We start from the raw sequence: 8542 nt of genomic DNA, 5'->3' as shown, positions 1-8542 counted from the left end.
AGAATAATCAATCAAACGATTCAAATCAAAATCAAAATCATTCCCAATCACAATCAAAAGAAAATAACAATCAAGCAGTTACTTCCAATTCCAAGGACAAAGTGGAGTATAAACAAAGGAAAGAAGAGGAAGAAAAAAATAATAAACAAGAAAAAAACAATAAAGAGGAAAAAAGTCAAAAAGCAAAATCTTCCTCAAAAAATGAAAAGAATGACAAGAAAAAAGAAAAGAAGTATAGCGGAAACAATATGGTTATTAAAAGAGAAGAATCCGCCAAGGTAGTAAAGTTAAAACTCTCTAAACCTGTTCCATCAACACCTCCCGGAGCTCCTCATCACACACACGGACTTAAAAATGAATCAGTTGCCACAACAGTCAAAGGCCAAGATGAAAAAGAAATAAAAAATAATATAGAAACAAAGGAAAAAAATACAGCAAAGAAAAACAATATGGAGTCCCAATCATCGAAAAAAACTAAGAGTTTCGCAGGTGATCTCTATTCAGAAGAGAATATTGTTGGAACTTCATCATACACCGGTTGGCCGATGACAAATTCAAAGAAATTTGTTAATTGATTTTAATCATGGTTCTCAAAAAATTAAAACCACCATTTACTAGTGAGTTAGGGTATTCAACGAAAAAATAAGCTATTAAACAATTAGTTTGGTAAAAGGCCCTTCCCACTTTGTACTTGACATCCGCAGGAAAGGATGTGAATAAATGCAGATGAAGGTAAATATCGGAAAGTATGTAAAACTTGAGTTATCTGGAAAGAAAATTCTTAGCGGTATGTTAGTGGATGTAGGAAGTGATTTATGGGTTCTTTTTAACGGCCAGGATTATTTGTATATTCCCTCCATCCATTGTCAGAATTGGCAATATTTAAAGCAAGATGAAATTGAAGAAATTACTTTTTCTAATGAACCAAATCCCCTTGACCACCATAACGAGGAAATTTCCTTAAGGAAAACACTTACTGCCGCAAAAGGAATTTTCACAGAAATTTATATAACCAGTAAACAAACATTGCACGGCTATATTTTAAGTATCATGAATAATTACTTTGTATTTTACTCTCCCATTTATAAGACGATGTTCATTTCTTTGAACCACTTAAAATGGTTAATCCCATACACTAATAATATAAGACCCTATGGATTAAATAATTCAAGTTTACCGGTGAACCCCAACAATATTACTTTTGCTCGATCTTTTGAAGTCCAAATTGATAAATTAACTGGAGAATTGGTTATTTTTAATATTGGAGAAAATGATAATGTCATTGGCAAAATTCAAACGATAAAAAATAATTTTGTGGAGTTAATTACAGCTAAAGAGGAACCCGTTTTTCTCAATCTTCAACATATCAAAACAGTTCATATGGCTTAAAAAAGCGGATTTTTGAAGGGTGAGTGAACAAACTTTTTGTGAATCTAAACAAAAACAGAGTGTCCATGTAGACACTCTTTTATTTGTCCTTTGCGTAGACAGTTTCTGATTTTTGATGAATCCATAATTGATCAAATGTGACACCGTAAAGAAATGTTACAAGGAACAATGATCCAATCATATCGAATATAACATGCTGTTTTACAAATAAAGTGGAAATGATGATGAATGACCCTATGACATGGATCATTATTGTATTTAGAAAATGTTTGTTTTTTATATGTAGTGATGCCAAAATGATCACAAAAGTCGTTAATACATGGATGCTTGGAAAACAATTGAATGGCTGATCATTCTCATAGATATACCTAACAAGGTTCTCAAGAGCATGGTGACCTAGCACCTCAGGCCTTGGCACGGTGGTTTGGAAAAAGTAATAAACTATGAAACAAATACATTCTGCTGTCACGATCAATATGATGGTTTTAATATAAACCTTGGTATCTTTGAAACAAAAATAAACCAAATATATGAAAATATACCCATACCATAAGATATAAGGAATAATAAATACGGGCATAAAGGGGATATATTGATCCAATGTGGTAGAAATATCAACCGCCCGATGTGGTCGATTGTTTAGCCATTCATACATCTTGCCCAACACAGGCAACACCAACAAAAGCAGTAAGAAGGGAGCCTTTTTAATAATATGAAATTTCACTTTTGTCCTCCTCCCTTTCTTTCCCGATCTAATCGCAGAAAATGTCGAACTGATACCAGTTTACCATATTTATTTCAAATTACATAAATTTCCCTTTATTTTAGATTAAAATTTAAATTGTTGCACTTCTTTACAGAGTGTATCGAATAACTCTTGAACAGTTCGTACTTGCGCTAATCTTGGGCTCTGTCCTGACCACAAGGACATAAATTCTTTATTGCCACATTGTACCGCTGCCTTTCTTATAACTTTGGTGAGTTCATTTTGTAGTGGATAATCAGGGAGGTTCGCCTCATAGTGCTGAATTTTTTCAATAAATTGATTTTTTACCCCTCTAGCTAGCTTACCTGAGAAAGCCTTCGTCAACACAACTTGATCTTCGTTGGCATGGAGGATTGCTTCTTTATGCTGCCGGTTTGCACCACTTTCTTCACAGACCAAAAACGCTGTTCCCATTTGAACCGCTGAAGCACCAAGACACCTTGCCGCCACCAACCCTCTTCCGTCCATGATTCCTCCAGCAGCGATAATGGGAATGGCAATATGATCTGCCGCTTGTGGTATAAGTGACATCAGACCAATCAGACTGTTTTGATCCTCAATAAGGAATGTTCCACGATGGCCTCCAGCCTCCATCCCCTGCGTTACCACAGCATCCATTCCTGCTTCTTCATTAAGAATTGCCTCGTTAACAGTTGTGGCTGTTCCTATCAATATTGACGAATGTTCTTTTAATTTGGTTCCCAAATCTTTAGGAGGTATTCCGAACGTAAACGAACAAATTGGAATGTTTTCCTCTATTAAAATATCAACATGCTCTGTAAAAATTTGGAGGTCCTCTTCGTATGTTGGTAAATGGATTGGGGGCTGTTCAACATCCAATTCAGCTATGAGCTGAGATAACAGCTGCTTCGTTTCATTTAATTTTTCTGGATTCTGTTTATACGGCGATGGCACAAACAAATTTACTCCGAAATTCTTATCTGTACGTGCTTTTATTTCCTTAATCTGCATCCGCAATTGGACAGGACTCAAATATCCGGCCCCAAGCATCCCTAGTCCTCCGGCATTCGAAACAGCCGCTACTAACTCAGGTGTTGTAACCCCTCCTGCCATAGGTGCCTGAATCAGAGGAAATTCTATTCCCAGCAACTTTGTAAAATTATTCTTCCACATCATGTTCCTATCACCCTTCATTAAGACGTATTTGGTTTATAATGAGTATTTATAAAATATGTTAAAATTAAGTAGATAAATACAGTGAAAAAGTAAAGCTGGTGAGATTTTGAAACAAATTATCTTGTTCGATGGTGTCTGCAATCTTTGTAACAGCAGTGTTCAATTCATCATAAAACGAGACCCAAAAGGACACTTTCAATTTGCTTCCATCCAAGGCAAAATGGGTCAAAACCTATTAAAAAAATATCATGTAAATACAGATATAAATAGTTTCATATTAATTGACCATGACAAGGTTTTCTTTAAATCAGATGCTGCTCTACGAGTTTGCCAGAATTTGGCTGGCTACTGGAAATGGCTTGCTATCTTTTTTATTATCCCAAGCACCATTCGTAATGGTATATATGATTTTATCGCAAACAACCGTTACAAATGGTTTGGTAAAAAAGAAAGCTGTATGATTCCTTCTCCAAAATGGAAGAATAGGTTTTTAGATTAGGATCGTAAATGCAAAAAAGCACCGCGAAGTGCTTTTTTGTTTATTTATTATGATTTTTGATAATTTAAATCCCATGCTATTCCATATTGATCTACTACTTTTGCGTAACGGGCTCCCCAAAATGTATCTTGCAGTTCCATATGAACCTTCCCATTTTCCTTAAGAACATCAAAGATGTTTTGAATTTCATCGTCACTCTCCAAATTAATGACTAAAGAAATGTTGTTTCCCGCAATAATAGTTGAACCTGGGGAAGAATCAGAAACCATAAAAAATAAATCTCCACTATTAAAACGTCCATGGATCAAACGGTCAGCTGCTTCAGGAGAATGTTGATATCCGGCCTGCGCATATGTTTGAAGTTCAGAAATCTCTCCACCAAACACACTTTTATAGAAATCCAACGCTTCCTTTGCATTACCATTAAACATAAAATACGGTGTAGTTTGTCCCTTCATCCCATACACTCCTTTTCAAAATGAACCTCCGTATTATATACAACATTCCTTAAAATAAAACCTGCAATTTTTGAAGATTTTTAAGCACCTTGAAACGAAAACTTGTGAAATTGACCAATATACTGGAACAGTTCTTTTCCGGATTGCAGAAAGGTGCCTGGCACCAAGTCAAGATACATAGCCTTATATGGTTCCGGCACCCATATGTAGTGGTGAACGTAATCGGATAAAGAAAAGCCGCAGTTTTCCCAAAAGTGAATTCTGGAGAGGTTTTCTGCAGTTGATTCCGCTTCGACCTCTATCATCATTCTTTCAATTTCATTCTTTGAAATGGCCCAATACTTAATACGATCGACCATTTCACGGCCAATACCCAGATGCTGCCAATCCTCACGAACAGCCATATAATCGATTACCAAACCATGATTACCAGGTAATTTCCCTGTTAAAGCTATCGCAACGGCCTTTTCATCAATTAAACCAATTTGTAAAAAACAAATCTGCTTTTTGAACATGTTACGGATCACTTTTTCCGGCTTAGCCCCTTTACCGGCAAATGCCTTTTCATAGATGGGGCCTGCTTCAGCCCATATTTTATCATCCCAATAATCATACGTCCTAAATTCCATAAAGTTGCCTCCAAGAGGTATTGTTTTATGTAAAAATTACACTTATTTATTCAAAAAATTTTTTCAAAAATCAAATGGAATTGCATTTAACATCGTAGCGAATGCCACCCCATCATCAATCCTCCAATTTTTTATTCTAACTTTGAATACCAAAAAGTATTCACATAAAAAGAACCCTTGTCATTTCAACAAAGGTTAAAAGGAACCCGGTAAGCCCAAGATCCAAATTTAGGAGGTCTAAATTCAGAAGAATTTAAACAATTTTATTTTAGCATTCTTCTATATATATTTCAATGATTTAAAGTAGTAAAGCATGTTAGTGAGTTCATGACTTTTACTTATAATTTTCATGGCACAGTATAAAGATTTCTTTAAAGATCGTTCACTTTTTCCCCTCGTGTAGTGATAAGCCTTTCCAAAACACCATTTCCCTTCTTACTAATAAAAACGTAGTTTTTAGAAAAACACACCCATTAAAAAATTGAAATTCTTCGTTGACAAACCTGTATATACAAGTTAAAATGAAAACGTAATCAAAACTTGTATATACAGGTTGTTAAAAGTACATCAAATGAATCCTGTATAAAAGTTGGGATTTGAAACATTAATAAATAAAGTGGAATAAAAATCCATTTCCACAGGGGGAGAAACATATGTCAAAGTTTACAGAACCAGCAAAAGAACTGCTGGAACACATTGGTGGTAAGACTAACATTGCAGCCGTTACCCATTGTGCAACACGCATGCGATTCGTTCTTAATGATCCAAGCATTGCGGATATTCAAAAAATCGAATCCATTAAACTCGTAAAAGGTACATTTACTCAGGCAGGTCAATTCCAGGTAATCATTGGGAATGAAGTTGCTTCATTCTATAATGATTTTACGAAACTTGCCGGTGTTGATGGCACTTCCAAGGAAGATGCTAAAATTGCAGCTAAGCAAAATATGAACTGGTTGCAAAGAATGATTGCCCACCTTGCAGATATCTTCACCCCTTTAATTCCTGCTTTGGTTGTTGGTGGTTTAATTCTTGGTTTTCGGAATGTTATAGGTGACATTAAATTATTAGACAATGGTACAAAAACAATAATTGAAGTTTCCCAATTTTGGGCCGGAGTCCACTCATTCTTATGGCTGATCGGTGAAGCTGTCTTCCACTTCCTTCCGGTCGGAATTACCTGGTCGATTGCTAAAAAAATGGGTGCGTCCCAAATTCTTGGTATTGTTCTTGGTATTACACTAGTTTCACCTCAACTATTAAATGCTTATGGCGTAGCTAGCGCAAAAGAAATTCCATATTGGGATTTTGGTTTTGCCAAAGTTAAAATGATTGGTTATCAGGCACAAGTTATTCCGGCTATCCTAGCAGGTTTCACATTAGCATTCTTAGAAACTAGACTTCGAAAAATTGTTCCAAACTCTATCTCGATGATTGTAGTTCCGTTTTTCGCATTAATTCCCACTGTTTTGATCGCTCATACAATCTTAGGACCATTAGGCTGGAGTATCGGTTCAGGAATTTCCAAAGTCGTGTACTCAAGCTTAACCTCATCATTTGGTTGGTTATTTGCTGCAATCTTTGGATTTGCTTATGCCCCACTTGTTATAACAGGCCTGCATCATATGACCAATGCTATTGACCTACAATTAATGAGTGAGCTTGGTGGAACTAACCTTTGGCCAATGATCGCCCTATCTAACATTGCTCAAGGTTCTGCCGTACTGGCCATGATTTACATTAACCGTAAAGACGAAGAAGAAAAACAAGTTTCCATTCCAGCAGCGATTTCCTGTTACTTAGGTGTAACGGAGCCGGCCATGTTCGGTATTAACTTGAAATATGGCTTCCCATTTTTAGCTGCGATGCTTGGCTCCATGTGCGCCGCTGTCGTATCCGTAGGAAGTAATGTCATGGCTAACTCTATTGGTGTTGGCGGTTTACCTGGTATTTTATCTATTCAACCTAAGCATATGGTGATGTTTGCGATTGCTATGGTTGTTGCGATTGTAATCCCATTTACGCTAACGCTTATTTTTTCAAAAACACGCATGAAAAAATTTGCCTTTAAAAAATAACTCCATCTAGGAGGGGGATCTACTCCCTCCTTTTCTACATTGAAGAACTAAAAGAATTAGGCAGGTGTTTATAATGTCAACAGCATGGTGGAAAAAAGCGGTCGTCTATCAAATCTACCCAAAAAGCTTTAATGACACGACCGGAAAAGGGACCGGAGATTTACAGGGAATTATTGAAAAACTTGATTATTTAAAACAATTAGGTGTGGACGTTTTGTGGCTCACTCCTATCTATAAATCGCCACAACGCGATAATGGCTATGATATCAGTGATTATTACAGTATTCATGAAGATTACGGAACAATGAAAGACTTTGAACAGCTTTTAGCTGAAGCACATAATCGTGATATAAAAATAATCATGGATATCGTGATCAACCATACTTCTACGGAACATGAATGGTTTCAACAGGCAAAGTCCTCCAAAGAAAATCCATATCGTGACTATTACATTTGGAAAGATAGCGTAAATGGCCGGGCACCAAATAACTGGCAGTCAAAATTTGGTGGTTCTGCATGGGAATATGATGAGAAGACTGATCAATACTACCTGCATTTATTCGATGTGACTCAAGCAGATTTGAACTGGGAAAATAAAAATGTGAGAGAAGCACTATATGAGATGATGCATTTCTGGTTGAAAAAAGGCGTCGATGGGTTCCGTTTAGATGTCATTAATTTAATATCAAAAAACCAGCAATTTCCTCAGGATGATACCGATGGACGTAAATTTTACACCGATGGGCCGCGAATTCATGAGTTTTTACATGAAATGAATCAGAAGGTTTTCTCGAAATATAACATAATGACAGTTGGTGAAATGTCCTCTACTTCGATTGATCAATGCATCAACTATACAAATCCTGATCGTGAAGAATTAAATATGGTGTTTAGTTTCCACCACCTGAAGGTTGATTATCCAAACGGCGACAAATGGACTAGAGCTCCCTTTGACTTTTATGCCTTAAAAGATATCCTATCTAAATGGCAAGTGGAAATGAATAAAGGTGGTGGCTGGAACGCCCTATTTTGGTGCAATCATGATCAACCACGGGCTGTTTCTAGATTTGGAAGTGATGGAACCTATCATAAGGAATCAGCAAAAATGCTGGCAACCGCCCTTCATTTGATACAAGGCACCCCCTATATTTATCAGGGCGAGGAGTTCGGCATGACCAATCCAAACTTCCATTCCATTGACCAATATCGCGACGTAGAATCTTTAAATATGTTTAACATCAAAAAACAAGAAGGGTTGTCCGATAGTGAAATTCTTGAGATTCTCAAACAAAAATCACGTGATAATTCCCGTACTCCTGTGCAATGGAATGTGAGTAACCATGCTGGATTCACCTCAGGAACACCTTGGATAGAGGTTGCTAACAATTATCCTGAAATTAATGCAGAAAAAGCGGTTCAACAACAGGATTCAATCTTTTATCATTACCAAAAACTAATTCAATTGCGGAAACAATATGATGTCATTACCGAGGGAGATTTCCAACTACTTTTCGAGCATGATGATGCCGTTTTTGCCTATACAAGAACATATGAAAATGAAACATTATTGGTCATCAATCATTTTT

8 protein-coding genes and 1 pseudogene are annotated in these 8542 nt (G+C 36.4%); 5 read left to right on the top strand and 4 right to left on the bottom strand.

The features are described from left to right. Positions 1 to 575, top strand: a pseudogene (locus V7083_RS12770) (hypothetical protein); the annotation flags it as partial. A 145-nt stretch (positions 576 to 720) separates the two neighbouring features. Continuing rightward, positions 721 to 1389, top strand: a complete 669-nt coding sequence (locus V7083_RS12765) for a DUF2642 domain-containing protein (RefSeq protein WP_335478268.1) — start codon at positions 721 to 723, stop codon at positions 1387 to 1389. 79 nt (positions 1390 to 1468) lie between these two features. Here the strand turns inward: V7083_RS12765 and V7083_RS12760 are convergent, their stop codons facing one another. Together V7083_RS12760 and V7083_RS12755 are read right to left on the bottom strand one after the other, a co-directional pair. Further along, positions 1469 to 2113 carry a phosphatase PAP2 family protein gene (locus V7083_RS12760; protein WP_335478266.1) on the bottom strand — a complete coding sequence of 215 codons (645 nt, stop codon included), beginning with the start codon at positions 2111 to 2113 and terminating at the stop codon, positions 1469 to 1471. A 105-nt stretch (positions 2114 to 2218) separates the two neighbouring features. Continuing rightward, entirely contained in the window at positions 2219 to 3292 is a 1074-nt protein-coding gene (locus V7083_RS12755; protein WP_335478264.1) for an NAD(P)H-dependent flavin oxidoreductase, read from the bottom strand. 106 nt (positions 3293 to 3398) lie between these two features. Here V7083_RS12755 and V7083_RS12750 point away from each other — a divergent pair, with 106 nt between their 5' ends. Continuing rightward, positions 3399 to 3791 (top strand): thiol-disulfide oxidoreductase DCC family protein, encoded by a 393-nt coding sequence (locus V7083_RS12750; RefSeq protein ID WP_335478262.1) that lies wholly within the window; start codon positions 3399 to 3401, stop codon positions 3789 to 3791. Between the two features lie 47 nt (positions 3792 to 3838). Here V7083_RS12750 and V7083_RS12745 read toward each other — a convergent pair whose 3' ends face one another. Further along, positions 3839 to 4249 carry a VOC family protein gene (locus V7083_RS12745; protein ID WP_335478260.1) on the bottom strand — a complete coding sequence of 137 codons (411 nt, stop codon included), beginning with the start codon at positions 4247 to 4249 and terminating at the stop codon, positions 3839 to 3841. A gap of 80 nt (positions 4250 to 4329) precedes the next feature. Next, positions 4330 to 4878, bottom strand: a complete 549-nt coding sequence (locus V7083_RS12740; protein WP_335478258.1) for a GNAT family N-acetyltransferase — start codon at positions 4876 to 4878, stop codon at positions 4330 to 4332. Positions 4879 to 5531: 653 nt separating this feature from the next. Here V7083_RS12740 and treP point away from each other — a divergent pair. Beyond that, on the top strand, positions 5532 to 6956 hold the full coding sequence (gene treP, locus V7083_RS12735) for a PTS system trehalose-specific EIIBC component (RefSeq protein WP_335478256.1): 1425 nt from the start codon (positions 5532 to 5534) through the stop codon (positions 6954 to 6956). A gap of 73 nt (positions 6957 to 7029) precedes the next feature. Beyond that, positions 7030 to 8542 (top strand): alpha,alpha-phosphotrehalase (gene treC / locus V7083_RS12730; RefSeq protein ID WP_335478254.1); only part of this gene is annotated, 1513 nt, incomplete at its 3' end.

The sequence above is a fragment of the Bacillus sp. JJ1764 genome, assembly GCF_036962145.1.
Lineage (GTDB): Bacteria > Bacillota > Bacilli > Bacillales > Cytobacillaceae > Neobacillus.
Note: the sequence above shows the minus strand (reverse complement) of the source record. Positions and strands in the feature narration are given on the sequence as shown.

Excerpts from the sequence above, each read along its gene's own strand:
- V7083_RS12765 (WP_335478268.1), top strand. The coding sequence starts at position 721 with ATGCAGATGAAGGTAAATATCGGAAAGTATGTAAAACTTGAGTTATCT.
- V7083_RS12755 (WP_335478264.1), bottom strand. The coding sequence starts at position 3,292 with ATGATGTGGAAGAATAATTTTACAAAGTTGCTGGGAATAGAATTTCCT.
- V7083_RS12745 (WP_335478260.1), bottom strand. The coding sequence starts at position 4,249 with ATGAAGGGACAAACTACACCGTATTTTATGTTTAATGGTAATGCAAAG.
- V7083_RS12740 (WP_335478258.1), bottom strand. The coding sequence starts at position 4,878 with ATGGAATTTAGGACGTATGATTATTGGGATGATAAAATATGGGCTGAA.
- treP (WP_335478256.1), top strand. The coding sequence starts at position 5,532 with ATGTCAAAGTTTACAGAACCAGCAAAAGAACTGCTGGAACACATTGGT.